At 52.6% G+C, this 17,280-nt stretch carries 10 protein-coding genes; 4 read left to right on the forward strand and 6 right to left on the reverse strand.

Annotated features, from left to right (window positions below; translation table 11 throughout):
• Positions 1 to 4: 4 nt before the first annotated feature.
• The 3 genes from H6507_10460 to H6507_10470 are packed head-to-tail and all read left to right on the forward strand — an operon-like array spanning position 5 to position 2,496.
• A complete protein-coding gene (locus H6507_10460) occupies positions 5 to 829 on the forward strand; it encodes a hypothetical protein (protein ID MCB9369520.1) in 825 nt (274 codons plus the stop codon).
• Between the two features lie 3 nt (positions 830 to 832).
• Complete coding sequence (locus H6507_10465) at positions 833 to 1,093, forward strand: hypothetical protein (GenBank protein MCB9369521.1); 261 nt, start codon at positions 833 to 835, stop codon at positions 1,091 to 1,093.
• Positions 1,078 to 2,496, forward strand: coding sequence for a hypothetical protein (locus H6507_10470; protein MCB9369522.1), 1,419 nt, complete (start codon positions 1,078 to 1,080; stop codon positions 2,494 to 2,496). The genes H6507_10465 and H6507_10470 overlap by 16 nt, the downstream gene beginning before the upstream one ends.
• A gap of 53 nt (positions 2,497 to 2,549) precedes the next feature.
• Here the strand turns inward: H6507_10470 and H6507_10475 are convergent, their stop codons facing one another.
• From H6507_10475 to H6507_10500, 6 genes are all read right to left on the reverse strand, one after another.
• Positions 2,550 to 5,174 (reverse strand): hypothetical protein, encoded by a 2,625-nt coding sequence (locus tag H6507_10475; protein MCB9369523.1) that lies wholly within the window; start codon positions 5,172 to 5,174, stop codon positions 2,550 to 2,552.
• Positions 5,175 to 5,359: 185 nt separating this feature from the next.
• Entirely contained in the window at positions 5,360 to 7,777 is a 2,418-nt protein-coding gene (locus H6507_10480; GenBank protein ID MCB9369524.1) for a hypothetical protein, read from the reverse strand.
• 128 nt (positions 7,778 to 7,905) lie between these two features.
• Positions 7,906 to 10,512, reverse strand: coding sequence for a hypothetical protein (locus H6507_10485; protein MCB9369525.1), 2,607 nt, complete (start codon positions 10,510 to 10,512; stop codon positions 7,906 to 7,908).
• 219 nt (positions 10,513 to 10,731) lie between these two features.
• Positions 10,732 to 12,867: a T9SS type A sorting domain-containing protein gene (locus tag H6507_10490; protein ID MCB9369526.1), complete on the reverse strand. Its 2,136-nt coding sequence runs from the start codon at positions 12,865 to 12,867 to the stop codon at positions 10,732 to 10,734.
• 260 nt (positions 12,868 to 13,127) lie between these two features.
• Positions 13,128 to 14,363: a T9SS type A sorting domain-containing protein gene (locus H6507_10495; protein ID MCB9369527.1), complete on the reverse strand. Its 1,236-nt coding sequence runs from the start codon at positions 14,361 to 14,363 to the stop codon at positions 13,128 to 13,130.
• A 227-nt stretch (positions 14,364 to 14,590) separates the two neighbouring features.
• The gene (locus H6507_10500) at positions 14,591 to 15,856 is read right to left on the reverse strand and encodes a T9SS type A sorting domain-containing protein (protein MCB9369528.1); all 1,266 of its coding nucleotides are present in this window, start codon (positions 15,854 to 15,856) and stop codon (positions 14,591 to 14,593) included.
• 99 nt (positions 15,857 to 15,955) lie between these two features.
• Between H6507_10500 and H6507_10505 the strand changes: the two genes are divergently transcribed.
• Complete coding sequence (locus H6507_10505; GenBank protein ID MCB9369529.1) at positions 15,956 to 17,245, forward strand: hypothetical protein; 1,290 nt, start codon at positions 15,956 to 15,958, stop codon at positions 17,243 to 17,245.
• Positions 17,246 to 17,280: the final 35 nt, after the last annotated feature.

Consider the following 17,280-nt stretch of genomic DNA (forward strand, 5'->3'; position numbering starts at 1 on the left):
GAACATGCCATTTACAGATCTTGCGACGGTTCGTAAACATCTCGTCGCATCCAATCTTCCCGAAACCAAATTCGAAAACGTCCGTGTCAGATTGGATGGATTAATCGAAGTTGATCTCCCGCACGCGAACTTGGAATCCGCTTCCGAACGCGTGAAGAGAATCGCTTCCAACTTTCCGACTGTCGAAACCGGTGTTCTGATGGTCGATGAAAAGGAAGTGGCACTCACGGAAAAACTTCTCATTCGAGACACGCTGACGATGGCTTCAGATCGTGCGGTCAGCGCAGTCTATACAGAAGAGCAGGACTATCGAGTCGACCACGACGCCGGAGTCGTTACGCGCATGTCGACCGGGACAATTCCCAATTCCTTTCCCGTTGTTGTGTGGTATGACTACTATGAACTCTTCTCTTCGAGTGCGGATTACGTCATTGACTATGTCGCCGGAACGGTGCGTCGATCCTCAGGCAGCAGCATTCCGGACGGCGGCGCGGTGCTCATCGATTACTCCGTCGCCGAAGGTTGGGCCGAAGACGCTTTAATAAACCAAGCCATCCTTGAAGCCCAAGACATTATCGTACGTGCTTTGCGCGAAGGATATAGCGCTGCTTCGACCGATCAAGGACTGCAATCCGGTGCCACCTATTTGACTTTGGCCATCGTTTCTCGCGGCATGGCGGCGCTGATGCTCAGCCGAAACAAGGGATCCGACGCGAATTCCCGCGCCCGCGAATGGAGAGAACTCTGCGACAAATGGAGTGAAGCCGCGTGGAACGTCCTCGCGCCGTTTGTCAACCCGCACTCACTTCGCTCTATCGTCGTGGAGTAACAAGTGAATATCTTCTCCGACGACAAGAAACAGCAAGTGCTGGACGCGTTGTTTGAACTTGCGACGAACACCGACAAAGGCAATGTGCCCGCAATCAAATTGTATCTCGAATTGGCCTCCGAGCAGCTTCCGCAAGACACATTGACGCTTGACAAAGCGATCGACGTCATTCGTGAATTCTCGAATGTCGAGGAATCGCAATCAAACACTATATGTCGTCATCCTGAACGAAGTGAAGGACCCCACTGTTGTACAAAGCCATGACTCAAGACCAACTTCGCGATCTCCTGCTCTGTTCGCGCGATCCGTGGTATTTCCTGACACGTCACGTGAAAACTCTGGAGCCCACTCGCGGCGTACTCGACTATCCCGACTTCCCATACCTAAAAGGACTCGTCGAAGATGAGCTGTGCCACCGCTATCTGCTCGTCCCCAAATCGAGGCAGATGATGGTGACGTGGACGATGATCGCACTGTTCTTATGGCGCGCGATGTTCAAACAACCGGGAGTTTACATCTTCTTGTCCCGCAACGAGCGTTGTGCCGAAGAACTGTTGGAACGCGCGAAGTTCATTCTTCAACATCTGCCGTCGCACTTGCGGCCGCGACTGACGACGAACAACAAATCCGAACTCGAGTTCGGAGGACTTCAGTCACGCTTGTTGTCGCTTCCGGCAACTCCGGACGGCCCGCGTATGTATTCTCCGACTGCTGTGTTCTGGGATGAAATGGCGTTCACTCCGTTCGACTCGCAAATCTGGACGGCGTTGAAACCTGCACTCTCCAGCGGCGGAAGTTTTGTCGGTGTATCCTCCTCCGGAGGTGCGCTGAATTTGTTCGCGAAACTCGTGCAAGCGGATCGTCATGCTGAACGGAGTGAAGGATATCTCTCCGACGCGGAGGCGTCCGCTGCGGATGCCCCGCAACTTTTCCACATCCATAAAATCCATTATTCGCAACATCCCGACCGCGACGAACAATGGAAAAAACACGAATCACGCGGTCTCTCACTTAACCAATGGAACCGTGAGCAAGAAATATCTTTTGAGCACGCCGATGATCTCGTCTATTCCGAGTTCGATCCCGTCGTGCACATCCTCAAAGAAGAGTTCCACCCTCGAAGAGAGTGGGAACTCTATCGAAGCATTGACTTCGGATATCGCAAGCCCTTTGTCCTGTGGCTGCAAAAACTTCCTTCCGGCGAATATGTCGTATTTTCCGAATGGATTGGTCGCGACGCCACCACTGAAGCGATGCACTCGGCCATCGCAAAAACGGACATGGTCTTTGGCCTGAGCGAATCGGACTTCACTTGGAGTTCCTGCGATCCCGCCGGTGCGCAAGCGCAGGACAGCGGGATTTCTCCTGTCGACTATCTGTCTCGCAACGGCATGAAACTGCGTTATCGGACGTCGCGAATTCTGTCCGGAGTCGAGCAAGTCAAAGCGGCGTTACGCGACGCCGCGGGAAAGGTCTCTCTGTTCATCTCGCCCTCGTGCAAGAAGCTCATTTTGGATATTCACCGCTATCGCTGGAACTCCACCAAGGACGAGCCCGTCAAAGACGGAGACACGGATCACTCGCTGGATGCGCTGCGCTACTTTTTCGTTAATCTTGAATCTTACGAAGACAAGGCTCCTGCACTCCCGAGGTTCGCAAAATGGTAAAATGAAAGCGGCCCGGTTGCCCGGGCCGCTCAACGATTCAATTCGCTACTCGCCTATTTTGCAACAGGAACGAAGAACGGACTTGGTTGATTGACAACAGTCGCTGCCGCTGGAGTTCCGCAATCCAGAATCAGCACGACGTTGACATAGTCCCAATTTCCGGCGACGTCTGTGAAATTGTGACCACCGGGGGTAAAACCGATGTTGCCCTGATCTACATAGTCCGTCGGGAAGACGCCGTTCGGATTCGTAGTCGTCCAGAATTCGACCACGCCGCCTTGAGTCTGCCACCAATCCATTCTGGCCAAGCTCGGGTTATTCGTCGAGATGATCGTCACGCTGTCCACAATGCACGGCGCGCGATCTAAACAAAACGCAAGCTCGAAACTGTTTTGGAACGCTCCGCCGCCTGATCCGTTTGTCTCGAATGACAGAATCCCGTCACCACCGACGGGCACTGACCAGAAGAAGTCGCAACCAGGACTGCCCGTACCTGCAACACGGACGTATCCCGTTGTGATTTCACAGGCGGGATTTAGCGTAGCCTCAAACTCGCTGAGGTTGTAAAGACCGAAGTAGATCGGATCCAAAACTGTCGGCGTGAGTGTCACGTTGTAGACTTGCTGCACATTGTTCACACTGTCAATGAATGTGATTTCGAAATCTTCCGTCGGATTGAAGCACGGATACACCGCACTGTCGTCCGCCATCACGCCCCAGAACTTGATTGAACCGATCGGGCCTTGAACTGAGTAGTTGTCGTACAACAAACGGTTCTGATTATAGTCAGAGCGGAATGCGTTCCAAGATTCATCGGGCAACGACGGTACTTGACTGAACATCACGTCTCCGTCGCCGCAGTCCGGACGCGTGTAGCATGCTCCCGACGAACACGGCTCCATGAAGGTCCACAAGCCGCCGATACTGTCGCAGAAGCTCGGAGAGACATACGCGCAGTTTTCCGCACCCGGATCACCGTAGCAGCAAGAACCTATGCACTCAAAGACACGCAAATTGAACGGCCCGCAATGAACACTCTGCCATCCTTCCACAGTTAGGTAGTAATTACCGGCAGCAAGAGTTTGGCAGTCGATTACCGACAACGGATAGCTGCATCCGTCATCGTTAGAAGCAATCACACCGGCATTGCACTGCGTGGAAAGATAGATGTAGCTATCCCAAAGACTGTCGTCGTTACAAAGCGAGAAGGTCCAGTCTCCGTCGTTAGGAATATTGACACAAAAAGTGTAGTCCTCGCTCGGACGCAAAGAATTGTCGTTTCCTGCGCCGCACGTATGCCAGCCGCCGCTGCCCGGAGCTTGCAAAAATGCGTCGATCCGGCAGCCGCTGCAAGGAATCAGATCAAGTCTGAGGCGATATTCGCGGAAGTCGTTAATTCCCGTGTAAGCGTTCGGAACTATGACTATCGAGTATGTGCCCGGCTGAAAACACGGAGTCACAAAGGTTGCCGTCGAGCATGCATAGGCGTATGACGTACTCCACACGAAATTCCACGGACAGGCTCCCGAACTCACTAAGACGGAGTAGCCCACTTCCGAGCGCATCGTGACAGAAAGCGAACAGGCTTCCGTAAGAGTAAAGAGGTAAGCGTCCACGTCGCGGAAGTTGGATCCGTTCGGACCAATGTACGTGAACAGTCTGCCGCACACTGATTGACAAGGCAAAATATCCTGCCAAGACTCTACGCCGCCGAAGCTGGGATTCTCACATCCGCCGTTGCAGTTGTTTTGCGCGTGCGTCGAGTCGCGGACTTCGGCACACTCTATGACGTCCGTCGGCTGACAATCAACCGTGCAATTGTCAAAGATACGCAAAACGTATGCTCCGCTGCTTGTGCTGTATCCGTCCACGAAGACATAATACGTTTGCCCGGCGTTCATAAAGACCGTGATCGAAGACAGCGTTCCCGTTCCGCCGTCGTCGTCACAGGCAACGTGGGTGATGCCCGGGCAAGATCCTCCCGTCGTGACATAAAGGTAGGTATCGTAGCTGCTGCCTTCGGTATCGATCGTGTAATCTTGCGAGGAAAACGGAGTGAAAGCGTAAACGACATCCGGACCGTTGGTGAAGTTCGGGCATGTGGCCGTTGAATCTTCGAAATACTCATTGCCCATGCCTACCGTCGTGCCGCTGTCCGTGTAAGGAACTCCCGATACGACCGTGCCCGGGCAAACCGCGGCTCCTTGATCCAGAGGATTGCGGCGCGCTTGGTTTTCCAACCGTTGTGCATACAGAGGACGCAGTTGCTCTTTCAAACTCAATATATACGTTTCGTCCGGCTGGGCCGATGACGCTCCGCCGTCGACTTCGAATTCCAAGTCGCGAATCTGCTGCTCAAGCGGCGACAATTCCTGCGGACGAATGACAACCGGCGTGCCGTATCCGTCTTCTTCAAGCGTGCGGAATTCAACGGCGTGCAAGCCGTCGACATTCTGATTGGCTGGGTGGTTTTTGACCAGCGGAATCAACTGGCGAACCTGCTCCTGCCACGCTGGGTCAACAGTCTTGCCTGCTTCTTTGGCAGAGGCAATCATCGCTTCAAGCTCTGCAAGCTCAATTTGGGGTGACTTCGGGCCGTACTCGCCAAGCCTAAATTGGGCATTGTTGGCAAATACAACTCCAACCATCACAAACACTAAGATCAGCACTTTCTTCATACTTCGACTCCCCTATAGTTATATGTCTCCTGTTCACAACAAGGAGTCAAATCTTACCACAAGAGTCAAGTTATTATCACAAATAAAAACAACCAAATTCAAGTGAAAACACATTTCGTCACAAAGTTCGGCAAAACAAAAGAGCGGCCATTTCTGGCCGCTCTGATGGGTCATATAGTCTAAAGTTACTCGGTCAAATGAAAAGCACCAGAATTCACGGCCAATATCGGCGGCGGCCCGCATTGCGCTGTGAGCAAGTAGCGGCGCTGGGCGATTGCGGTGTTGTCCGTGTACATCCAATTGCCCGCATTCAAAGATCCGGCCGTCAATTCCACATAGGTGTTTGGGAAGACCGCGTTCACGTTGTCGCTATAGTAGAGCCGGACGTATGAATTCTCCGGAAGGTGAAACAAGACATCATACGTATCCGGTGCGGCCAATCGAATCACGACGCTGTCAGGTTTCGGGCAGCCTTCGTTCAAGCACACGGCCATATCACGAGACAGCAAAGTCGATCCGCCAGAATTTACCAGAACGACGTTGCCGTTACCTTGCGGCGACGTCAGCCAATGAAACACGCACGGATCGCCGTCGGATCCTGCGATATTGATCCGTCCACTCAGGATGCCGCAATCCGTCGGAAGATCGGCATAGTATTCGTACATAGGATAATTCGCGCCGTAGTTTTGCGGCAAGAGCCCTCCGGTGATATTCATGTTGTAGCTCTGAACTGTAGGACCATATGAACTGTCGACAAACGTGATTTGAAACGATCCCGGCTGTTCGGTGCACGCAAGCCCCGTATTGTAGTCGAGACTAACACCCCAGAAACGCACGCCCGAAATCACTCCGGACGCGGAGTAGTCTTCCCACACACGATTCGGTAAATACGTATCCGTGGCCAATGCGGTCCACGTTTCAGTGGGAAGATGCGGCTGTTGACTGTACTGCGAACTCATGTCGCACTCGGGTCGAATGCCGCACACATCCGGTGTGCATTGCTGTCCGAGTGTAAACTCTCCTGCCATCTGCGCACACTCGGATTGAGAGACAAATGCACATTGCAGATTGAACGGATCGTTGCCGTAACAGCACGACCCCGTGCACGGTGTAATATTCATGTAAAACGACGCGCAGTCATCTATGTTGAAACCCTCAATTGTGAGGTAGTAATTTCCCGGGAGCAAAGACACACATTCGATTCTTGCGTGACCTCCGGGCGAACACCCGTCGTTGTCCTGCGCGATGATCCCGCCGCTGCATTCCGACGTCAAATACAAATAGCTGTTCCACTGCGGTCCTGTGCCGCACAAGTCGAACGTCCAATCTGAAGCAAACGGAATCACGACGCAATATGTCGCTTCGTCGCTGGGACGCAAGCTGTTTTGCGATCCGACTCCGCAGCCGTTTGCGGAAAATGAAGCCGGCGCAATCACGCTCGCGTCAATCCGGCAGCCGGAACATGGAATCGGATCCAGTTGAAAAACGTACGGCTGCGGAGTCGTCATGCCTTCGAAGAAGTTAGGTGAAATCTCAAAAGCGTAGGTTCCCGCCGGAAGACATTGCGTGATGAAGGTTCCACCGTTGCAGGAAGGAATATTCAACTGCGAGTAGTAGAGATTCGGCAGGCAAAATCCATAATCTAAGATCAACACGTTATAGGAAAATGTCGAAAAGGTGCTGATCATCAAACTGCACGGCTCGGTCAACGTAAAAGAGTAGGTGTCGATATCGCGTGCGGTGAAATTGTTTTGGTCGATGTAAGTGAAACACTCGCCGCGTTGAAACTGACAGAGATTCAACTGCTGCCACTGCGGAAAGCCGCCGTTAAACTGGTTGTTGCAGCCGCCGTTGCAATCCCACGCCGCGTGAAACGGATCACCGACCGACTCCGCGCACTCCTGCTGCCATTGCGGGCTGTTGCCGATGTTACACTCGACGGTTAGATGCAAGACGAAATTCCCCGAGTAGTTCTGAAATCCGTCGACGATGATATAGTAGGCCTGTCCGGCGTTCATCAACCATTGCACTTTGGACTGCGATCCGCCGAAATCGTCGTTACAAATCAAAGCCGTCGTTCCCGGACACGCGCCGCCGGAGCGAATATACAACTGAGTATCGAAATCGGAACCGAACGTATCAAAAGTGTAGTAGCCCGAATTCGCGGGAGTGAAACGATAAATCTTGTCCGGTGCCGTTGATGCGCCGCACGGTGAAAACGAACTGAAATTATTCGTCGCGCCGACCGTCGTGCCGTAGTCCGTCCACGGCTGAATATTCGAAGGTATGTCGACCGCCGGACAGGCGTTTGCACCGTCATCAAGTGGATTGTGCTCGCGCGGAAGTTGTTCGTACAGCTCAGCCAACTGCTGTTTGACGCGCATGTACTCTGTTTCTTCGAGCGGCATCGAGCGGCCGTGGTTTTGGAGCTCAAGTTCCAATTCTTGAATCTGCGCTTCGAGCGGAGTCAAATCATGCGGACGAACAGCCTCGACGTTCGAGAACAAGTTCTCACTCTCTTCGCTTGCGACACAATAACCCTGACCCATCGAAATCAATACGAGCGCTGTCAGAGCGCAGTACAGGACCCAGTTTCTGTTCACGGTTTTCTCCTCGATTTGAAGTGAATCAATGTAGTTCCGCGGAAATGCAGAGTCAATGGCTGAACACTCGAAAAGAAAAAGAGCGGCCATCACGTGGCCGCCCTTCTCAACTTATCCTCTGATGCCGGTTACTTGTCTGCGATTACCGGATGCATCACTCCAATTTCGGAACGATCCGCCGGAACGGCAGCCGAACATTCATTCGTTACAACGTAGAGCCTCTGTGGGTCGTAGTCATAGAAAGAATATCCCGAAAAATATCCGGCAGGCAAGAAGCCCTCAGCAGTCACCGAATACGTGTTTGGGAAGACTGCATTCGGACTTGATGAACCATACACTCGGACGTATCCACTCTGGGGAAGATACCACGTCATCGTGTAAACATCCGGTGCATTTGTAATGATCGTCACACTGTCAATCGGATCGCACTGGGGGCTAAGACAGAAGGCATAGTCCCATTGCGCAACACCTCGCAAACCGGCATTCTCATAAATTGAGTAGCTGTTTCCGAAGGGTGACGTCGCCCAATAGAAATCGCATCCCGATCCGAGCACACCCGCGATCCTCACGTAGCCGCCCAAAATTGAACATGGAGGATCCAGCCGCGTTTCATATTCCATAATTGTGTAGGGTGCGTACGCATACGGAACCGGTGTTCCTGTCAAGGCCACGTTGTAATCCTCTATGTGTCCTCCTCCGACGCTGTCGAGGAAAACGATCTCGACCAACTGAGGGTCTTCGACACAGGGAGTGGCGGAAGGATAGTCGGCGGTCAAACCCCAAAACTTAATGTGGCCAATCGGAGCGGGCACATAATAGTCGTCGTATTCGAGGTACGGAGACTGGAAGTCTGACACAAAAGCATTCCACGCTTCGTCGGGCAGATAGGGTTGCTGACTTTTCATTGCAAAATCGCCGCAAGTGGGCCTTTCAAAGCATGCTCCCGAGGAGCACGGCTCCATAACGGACCACGCTCCGCCCAAACTGTCGCAATCCGCTTGACTGATAAACGCGCAAGATGGATTTGCAGGGGTACCGTAACAGCACGCACCGAGACATTCTTCAACACGCAAGTTGAACGGCCCGCAACTGCCGCTGCTGAATCCTTCGACCAACAAGTAATATGTTCCCGCAGTCAAATGCTCGCAGCTAATCACGGACAAACCGACTCCGCCGCAGCCGTCGTCGTTCTCTGCGATCACGCTCCCGCAGCATGTGCTCATCAAATAAATGTAGCTGTCCCAAATGCTGTCGTCATTGCACACCGTAAACGTCCAGTCGCCTTCGTACGGAATGTTCACACAATAGTTGAAGTCCTGACTCGGGCGAACGGCGCAGTCGTTACCTCCGACGCACGTGTGCCAACCTCCGGAGCTCGGCGCGGTTATCGACGCATCAATCCGGCAGCCGCTGCACGGCAAGATGTCGAGACGTGCACGATAATTTGCTAAACCATTCAGCCCTGTGAAGTTGTTCGGCCCAACCCACAGAATATAGTCGCCGGCGGGCAGACACGTGGTTTGGCTAACGGTCGCGTCGCAAAGAATATTGGTCGTGAAGATGTGCAGTACGTTGGTTGTGGCACAATTGTCGTCAGAAAGAATTTGACACTTGGCCGCGAACTCCGACCAGAGAATCACCTTTACGGAACAATCTTCTGCCAACGTGAAGCGGTACCAATCCGTATCGCGAAAAACAATGCCACTCGGTCCAGTATATGTGAACGCACGTCCGCACACCGTTTGAAATGGAGCGATCGAACCGAATGTGTTCACACCGCCGTAGTCGTCGTTGTTGCAGCCGCCATCGCAGTCAAGACGCGCATTCGAAGAATCGATGGCTTCACCGGCACACTCGAGGATGTCCGTCGGTTGACAAACCACTTCACAAGCTCTGGTCAGAGCAAGCGTATAGTTGCCGGAAGCCGTGTTGAATCCGTCTACAATTATAAAGTATGTCGTGCCCACAGTCATGTTGACGGTGACCTGAGACTGCAGGCCGCAGAAATCGTCGTTGCACGCGACTTGGATCGTACCCGGACAGATGCCCGTCGTGTTCACATATAGATATGTGTCATATGACGAGCCGCAAAGAGAGATCGTATAGCTACCGCCGGCAAGCGGAGTGAACTGATAGATTACGTCAGGAGCGAGGGACGTGTTGCATGGAGTAATAGGGACAAAATTATTGGAGTCACCCACCGTTGTGCCTGAATCATAATACGGAACTCCCGTGATCACGGTCGCCGGACAAATGTCGTTGCCTTGATCAAGAGGATTGCGCTCGCGATTTTCAGGACGCCGTGAATACAACTCATTCAACCTGTCTTTCAAATTCATGCGCGTAATTTCGTCAGGCTGTTGGCTGCTCAAGCCGCCTGTCAACTCCCATTCGAGACGTGAAATTTCCTGCTCAAGCGGTGATAAGTCGAGATTAGTATTGACCCATACCGCTCCGTCAGGAGTCGAGAGCATTTCGGCTGTTGAGTATCCCGTGGCCTCCGCTTTGATCTGTCCCGGATGTCCGGACACCTGCGGAACAAGCTCACGAATTCTCGACGACAATCCCGGGTCGACAGCCTGTCCAGCTTGCTTGGCTTCGGATACCTGCTTTTCAAGTTTAGCAATTTCAACCTTTGGCGGATTCACTCCCGCGTCTTCGGTAAACTTCTTTGCGACGGCGAAGCCTAATCCACTAACCACTGCCAACACCAAAATCAAAACATACTTCTTCATCTTTAACTCCATAATTAGGTTTCATAAAGTTAGCTTGAAACGCCAGGATAGTCAACAGATTTCTACGACCTTGAAAATTTGTTAGAACCTTGGCTGGCGGGACAGTACAATTCAGAAAAAATCCGTTTGGCTGAGGTAAAAAGAGCGGCCATCGCTGGCCGCTCTGATTCAGACTTTCCCCCCTGACTTCCGAGGAGCAGAAGGTGGTTCGCAGTCGTGCTACTTCAGCAAAACCGCTTTTCGTACCGCGTGGAAATCGGGAGTCTCGAGCTTAACGAAATATGTTCCGCTGGACAAACCATATCCGTTGAATTGCATTTGATGCGAACCAGCAGAGAGCTTTCCGTCGAACAATGTGTTTGCCACTCTTCCGAGCACGTCATATACAACGAGCTTGCCCGTCACTTCATGCGGCAAATCAAACATGATGTTCGCTGTGTTGTTGAACGGATTTGGGAATACCGGATTCAGCCTGAACTCTGTTGCAACTGACGCAGGGTCGTCGACGCTTACTCCGTTGATCAACGCAATCGCTTCGGACACGTCGTAGATCGAGAAGGCCGCATCTTCCGCAGAGTAGACAAAGTCTCCCGCCGCGGCAACGTCATTGGTCGTGAAGTCTTCGACATAGTAGCCTGTCTCGACAAGATTCATCGGATCGGTCGCATCTACAATGCGCATTCCGTATTCGCCTTCGGAAACATACATCACGTTTCCAATCAACGAAACACTCTTCACCGGATACGGTGTCGCGTATTGTCCTATTGACGTCGGATCGTGCGGATTCGTGATGTCCACGGTGCGCACGCCCCAGCTCTCGGCAAGATAGGCAATGTTGCCCGACACGGCGACGTCATAAACAAAGGCGGGTGAATCATAGGAACCAACTTGCAGCGGCACCGCCGGATTGGAAACGTCAAGAACGCGAAGGTCGTCAAAGTTGGAAAGATACGCGTAGTTCCCGCTAACGGCAAGACTGAATGCGCCAAGCAGCGAGTTGATCGTAAAGACCAGCTCAGGATCCGCCGGATTGGAAATATCCACGACGAACAGCTTTCCGCTGCTGGGTAGGTAGGCGTAGTTGCCGATGACCGTTGCGCTCATGGGATAGTCCGTCAAAGCGAGCTCGCTCAAAACGACTGGATTCTCCGGAGTCGAAATGTCCAACAGAGTAAAACCGTACCCGCCTGCATCCGGCCGCGTCCCCGGGAGCAGCAGCATGGAGCCATACACAACCACGTCGTTGGCTCTGTTCGTGTACTGTGTCAAAGACACCAAAGTCGGTGACACAGGATTGGCGATGTCAAAGACTTCCAGCTCGTTGACCATGCCCACGACGTATGCGTAGTTGCCTGAAACGGCCACGTCCGTCAACTGGTACGGAACAGAAAACGAACCGAGCAATGTCAACTCGGTTGGCTCGGAAATGTCCAATGCGAGAAAGCTGATAATGTGGTCCGAAGCAAACAGCGTATTCCCCGAAACAGTCAGTGCCGCGACGCTGCCTCCGGTGGAATAATCCGCGATTGGCCTGGGGTCATTGGGCATGGTTGCGTCAAACACGTAGACATTTGCGCTGAAGGCCACGTAAACAAGATTGCCTGAAGCCGCGATGTCAGATGCTCCGAGCGCGTTGAGTATGGTGGCGCTGACAATCGGATTCGCGGGATTGCTGATGTCGAGAATCTGCAGCCAATCGCTTGAGCAAACAATGTACGCGTTCGTTCCGGAGAGTGCCACGCGCACCGCGCCGTCGAAGCCCGTCAGCGAACCGACCAACTGCGGCTCCGCGGGAGACGAAATGTCCAAAACAGCAAAGCCACCACCGGTAACTACATAAGCATAGCTTCCGCTGACGGCAATGTCTTTGGGATTAACGATATCAAAGTGATTCAGCGGCTGAGGATCCAGCGGAGACGAAATATCGAACACCTGAATTCCCAGTAGCTTGTTGACCGCGTAGGCGTAGTTTCCGTTGACTGCGATTCGTTCGTATTCGCAATTCGTGGGACACGACTGTGCGACCAAGTTGGGTGACTGCGGTGTGCTGATGTCCACGACGCTCAAGCCCGCGGTTCCGTCGGCAAGAAAGGCGTAGCCGCCCGCGACCGCGACGGACTGAGCGTTACCGCGTGTCAAACAATTTCCGACCTCGTGCGGAGTTTCGAGATCACTGACGTCTACGACACGCAGGCCGCTTATTCCGGCCGTGACGTAGGCAAAGTTGCCTTGGACTTGGAGGTCATGGACCTCGTTCCACGTGCTGATGTTCTGTCCCACTTGCACAACATTCAGGCTGTCGCGTCCAAGTACGACAAGCGGCAAGCAAAGCAATACAAAGACCAAGTTTCTCATAGCCAATCCCTCCGGCGCTAATTAAGTGAACCGTACATTTGACTGAGAGCGCTGCAAAGTTTCCGGGCTCTGCAAAGGACCCTCCGCGTACAGGCGTCGCCCAGCGGCGGGGAGTCACTTGCGTTCTTATAATGTACTGCTCGTTTTTAGCTATGTCAACAGATTTTCTTTACTCTCTAACATTGCTATTTAAGTGCTTAATTATAAAAAACAAGGGCTACCGAGGCAGCCCTTGTCGAAATACTCAAAACAGCCAAACACTACTTCAACAGCACGGCCTTCTGTACCGCATGGAAATCAGGAGTCTCGAGCTTCACAAAATATGTTCCGCTGGACAAACCATTTCCGTTGAATTGCATTTGATGCGAACCAGCAGAGAGCTTTCCGTCATACAACGTGTTTGCTACTCTTCCGAGCACGTCATAAACAACGAGCTTGCCCGTCACTTCATGAGGCAAATCAAACACTATGTTCGCCGTGTTGTTGAACGGGTTGGGGTAAAGGGGAAAGAGAGAAAAAGTGTTTGGAAGTGTGTTTCGTTGATCGGGAGCGGACGTCGCAATGGAGATATCAAGAATCAACACTTGGGCCTCTTCCGCAAGACAAACATGGCGGCCATCTACGTCGACTCCCCATGCATTGTCGTCTGTGTAGTAGTAGCCGACTTCAACGGGCAGAGTTGGATCATCTACTCTGATTACACGCAGGCCGGTGCCATAGTCGGCGAGGAATACGTAGTTTCCGGAAACTGCCACGTCTTCAGTCTGGCCGTCTGTGTGAAATGATCCCACGATTTCCATGGAACTGGGATCGGAAATATCGACGATCTGCATGCCGCTCGCGTAGTCCGCTACATACGCGTAGTTTCCTTGCACCGCAACGTCCCTCCCGAAACCCGGAGTTTCCAGCGACGAAATCAATTCCGGTGCCGAGGGAGTCGAAATGTCGATGGCAATCAAGCCTGTCGCGCCATCAGCGACATATGCAATGTCACCGGACACGGCAAGGCCTTTCGAGTATGCAGGCGTAAGATACGTGCCTACTTCAGTCGGCTCCGCGGGATTTGAAACATCGATCACTCGAAGGCCGTCCCATCCGTCCGCAATATAACAGTAATCTCCGACCACCGCAACGCTGTGCGTGGCGCCGGGAGTATCGTAACTGCCAAGTTCCGCGGGTTCAGCAGGATTGCTCACGTCGATGATTCTTAGTCCTCCCGCGTCATCCGCTTCGTAAACCAAGTTTCCACTCAGAATCACATCGCGCGCATGTCCGCCCGTATCAGAGTTGCCGAGAACTACCGGATTGGAGGGATCGGACAAATCCAGAATAAAAAGCCCATCACCGCCGCCGCCAACGTAAGCCATCGTGCCGTTCATGTCCACCGAAGTCGTAACCCCGACATTTGTAACTCGACCTAAAAGGGAAACATTAAGGCTGTCTTGGCCCAGTACGATAACCGGAATGAACAAAAGTAAGCAAAGTAGTTTAGTCATAACTAATCCTTCAGAATAAAACAAAATTTTCACAAGATAGCTCATTTCACCGGTTTGGTCAATATTTGCGCAGCATAAATTCAAATTGGTTCATTGAGCCAAGAAAAAGAGCGGCCATCAAGCGGCCGCTCCGATTCAGATTTTCCTCCCGGTCTTCCGGGGGGACAAAGGGGGACAAACTTCTTGTCGCGGCGGCAGGTGTCTTCACCTGCCCCGCTATCGAGAATTCACTTCAGCAGCACCGCCTTTTGCACCGAGTTGTAGTCCGGCGTTTCGAGTTTGACGAAGTAAATGCCGCTCGAGAGATTGTTCCCGTCGAACGCCATCTGATACGTTCCGGCCGAAAGTCTTCCGTCGAACAAAGTGTTTGCTACTCTTCCGAGCACGTCATAAACAACGAGCTTGCCCGTCACTTCATGCGGCAAATCAAACACGATGTTCGCCGTGTTGTTGAACGGATTGGGGTAGATGGGGTGGAGGGAGAAGGTAAGAACAAGCGGTTCGAACCCCATGATTGGCAGAAAATGTGAAACGTCGAGTATCGTAAAATTGGCGAAGTCCGTATCGCCCCAGATCGATGCAATCACATAGTTGCCATACACAGTAACTCCAATCGGCCAGCCGACCGTATTGCCGACGTAATAGCCAACTTCGACGGGATTCGACGGATCAAACAACTCCACGACTCGCACACCTTGTCCGCCAATGAAGGCATAGCCATCTTTGAAATCAACACTGACGTTCATTCCCGGCAGTGCAAGAAATGATACTTCTGTCGGATGCTCACCATCTGATATGCCCACGATGCGAAGGCCGCCGCCGTCGGCAAGATAGGCCATATCCTCTTCAACATGAATGTCGCGCGTTTGTCCGGGAGTATCAAAAGATCCGATTTCTTCCGGCTCTGCAGGATTGCTCACGTCAATGATTCGCATGCCGCCCTCAGTATCCGAGACGTAGGCGATGTTGTTTTCTACAACAACATCCCACGCGCTGCCCGGCGTATCAAAACTGCTGACAAACTCCGGCGATGATGGATTTGAAATGTCGATAATCCAAAGTCCACTGTCTTGAAACGCCACGTATGCATAATCTCCCGAGACATCCAAACCGCTTGCATAAATGAACTGAGCATCGCCGTCTGGTCCGTGAAACGTGGACAGCAAAGTTGGCGACTCCGGATTGTGTACTTCATATATGACAAGTCCGCGAAACCACGTTGCCAAGTAGGCTATGCCGTCCCGGACAACCAATTCCATCGAGCCGCTGCTGCTGTCAAACCGCGCGTTGCTAAGAATCGGCGAGCTCGGATCATGAATCGTAAAAAGCTCGATACCGCAATCTTGGGCACAAACGAAGGCATAGTTGTCGAGAACCGTCACATTCTCCGGCGAGCAGACTGTTCCGTTCCATCCCACCCTTGTAATATTGATACTATCCTGTGCAAACGTGAAGAGTGGCAAACAAAGCAAGGCAATCCAAAGCGTGGGCATGGCCGATTCCTCCGTTCAGTTTGTCCGAGACCTACCGTCAATATACCTCCGAAATCCCCGAAAGTCAACCTATCCATACTTCTTCAGGAAACCCCCACCATGTTCTCCTTCCTCCGCAAAAAAAGTCAAAACCTGCCTGCGCGAATTTCCACGATGCGCACGACAAATCAACAACCCGTGGTCATTCCCAGCGAGCGACCCGATCCGCCGCGCAACGTGACGGGAAATCTCTTTTCCGCGACGCTCGACGGCAACGAATTCGTTTGGACCGGAACCAACCGGAGTGAGTTCTACCGCTACCTGCGCGATCACGTGCCGATTATTTCGTCCGCCGTGTGGGCGTGGGTGCATCTGTGCGCGACGCCGCAAAGCTATGCGCTGTCCGGAAGCGAAACAGAAAAACGCAGCGCCGAAAAAATTCTCGATGCACTGGACAAACGCATGTTGGAAAATCCGCTCGTGCGACGCAGCGGGCTTGCGCATCTGACCGAACAGTTTTTTCTCGAGCTGTTCACCACGGGAAGATTTTGCGGTGAAATTATTCCGTTGCCCGACGGAAAAGGGATCGATTACTTTCACACAATTGACGCCGATCTCGTGCAATGGGAGCGCGACGGGCGATGGAAAGCGTTTTTGGAAGACGACAAGGGTAAGAAACTCTATCTGAATCCGCAACGGTTCTTCTTTGCGTCACTCGGTGCGGACGTCTCAAATCCGCGCGGCATCGAACCGCTCGCTTCCATTCCGTTCGTCGCGCAAATTCAAGAAGCGATGCTCTCCGACATGGCCCGCAGCGCGCGCATGGCCGGAACACCGCGATTGCAAATCAAAGTGAAACCGCCGAAAGCCTTTCAACACGAGACCGACAAGGAATATCAAAACCGCGCCAACCGCTATTTTGACGACACGGTGTCGCAATTTCGCCAGCTTGATCCCGACGACAATATCTTCACTTGGGACGACGTGGAAATCACGATGATCGGCGGCGACAGCAACCGCAATTTTACGTGGCGGCTGAACCGCGAGCAAGTCATCGAAGATGTCGTCACGGGACTCAGACTTTATCCGTGGGTCGTCGGACGCTCGCACGGCACCACGAAAAACTGGGTCGAAGCGCAATTCAATCTCTTAATGCAAATCGTCGACTCCGTGCAAAATCTCGGCGCGTCGCTGGGAAACTTTCTGCGCAACACCGAGCTTGCCATGCAAGGCAACCTCTGCAAATCCGAACACATTTTTGAACCCAACCAAGATCCGTTTCAATTGACGAGAATGCAAGCCCGCAACATTGAGTTCGACACAGTTGACAAGAAAGTCAAGCGCGGCTATATCTCGAAAGACGACGGGGCGAGAGAGTTGGGATATGCGAAAGCGTTTGACAATGCTTAACGTTCGGGGCGCCCGCAGCGGGTGCCGCCGCAGGA

The organism is Calditrichota bacterium, assembly GCA_020637445.1.
GTDB lineage: Bacteria > Electryoneota > RPQS01 > RPQS01 > RPQS01 > JABWCQ01.

Excerpts from the sequence above, each read along its gene's own strand:
- H6507_10505 (MCB9369529.1), top strand. The coding sequence starts at position 15,956 with ATGTTCTCCTTCCTCCGCAAAAAAAGTCAAAACCTGCCTGCGCGAATT.
- H6507_10475 (MCB9369523.1), bottom strand. The coding sequence starts at position 5,174 with ATGAAGAAAGTGCTGATCTTAGTGTTTGTGATGGTTGGAGTTGTATTT.
- H6507_10490 (MCB9369526.1), bottom strand. The coding sequence starts at position 12,867 with ATGAGAAACTTGGTCTTTGTATTGCTTTGCTTGCCGCTTGTCGTACTT.
- H6507_10485 (MCB9369525.1), bottom strand. The coding sequence starts at position 10,512 with ATGAAGAAGTATGTTTTGATTTTGGTGTTGGCAGTGGTTAGTGGATTA.
- H6507_10500 (MCB9369528.1), bottom strand. The coding sequence starts at position 15,856 with ATGCCCACGCTTTGGATTGCCTTGCTTTGTTTGCCACTCTTCACGTTT.
- H6507_10460 (MCB9369520.1), top strand. The coding sequence starts at position 5 with ATGCCATTTACAGATCTTGCGACGGTTCGTAAACATCTCGTCGCATCC.
- H6507_10495 (MCB9369527.1), bottom strand. The coding sequence starts at position 14,363 with ATGACTAAACTACTTTGCTTACTTTTGTTCATTCCGGTTATCGTACTG.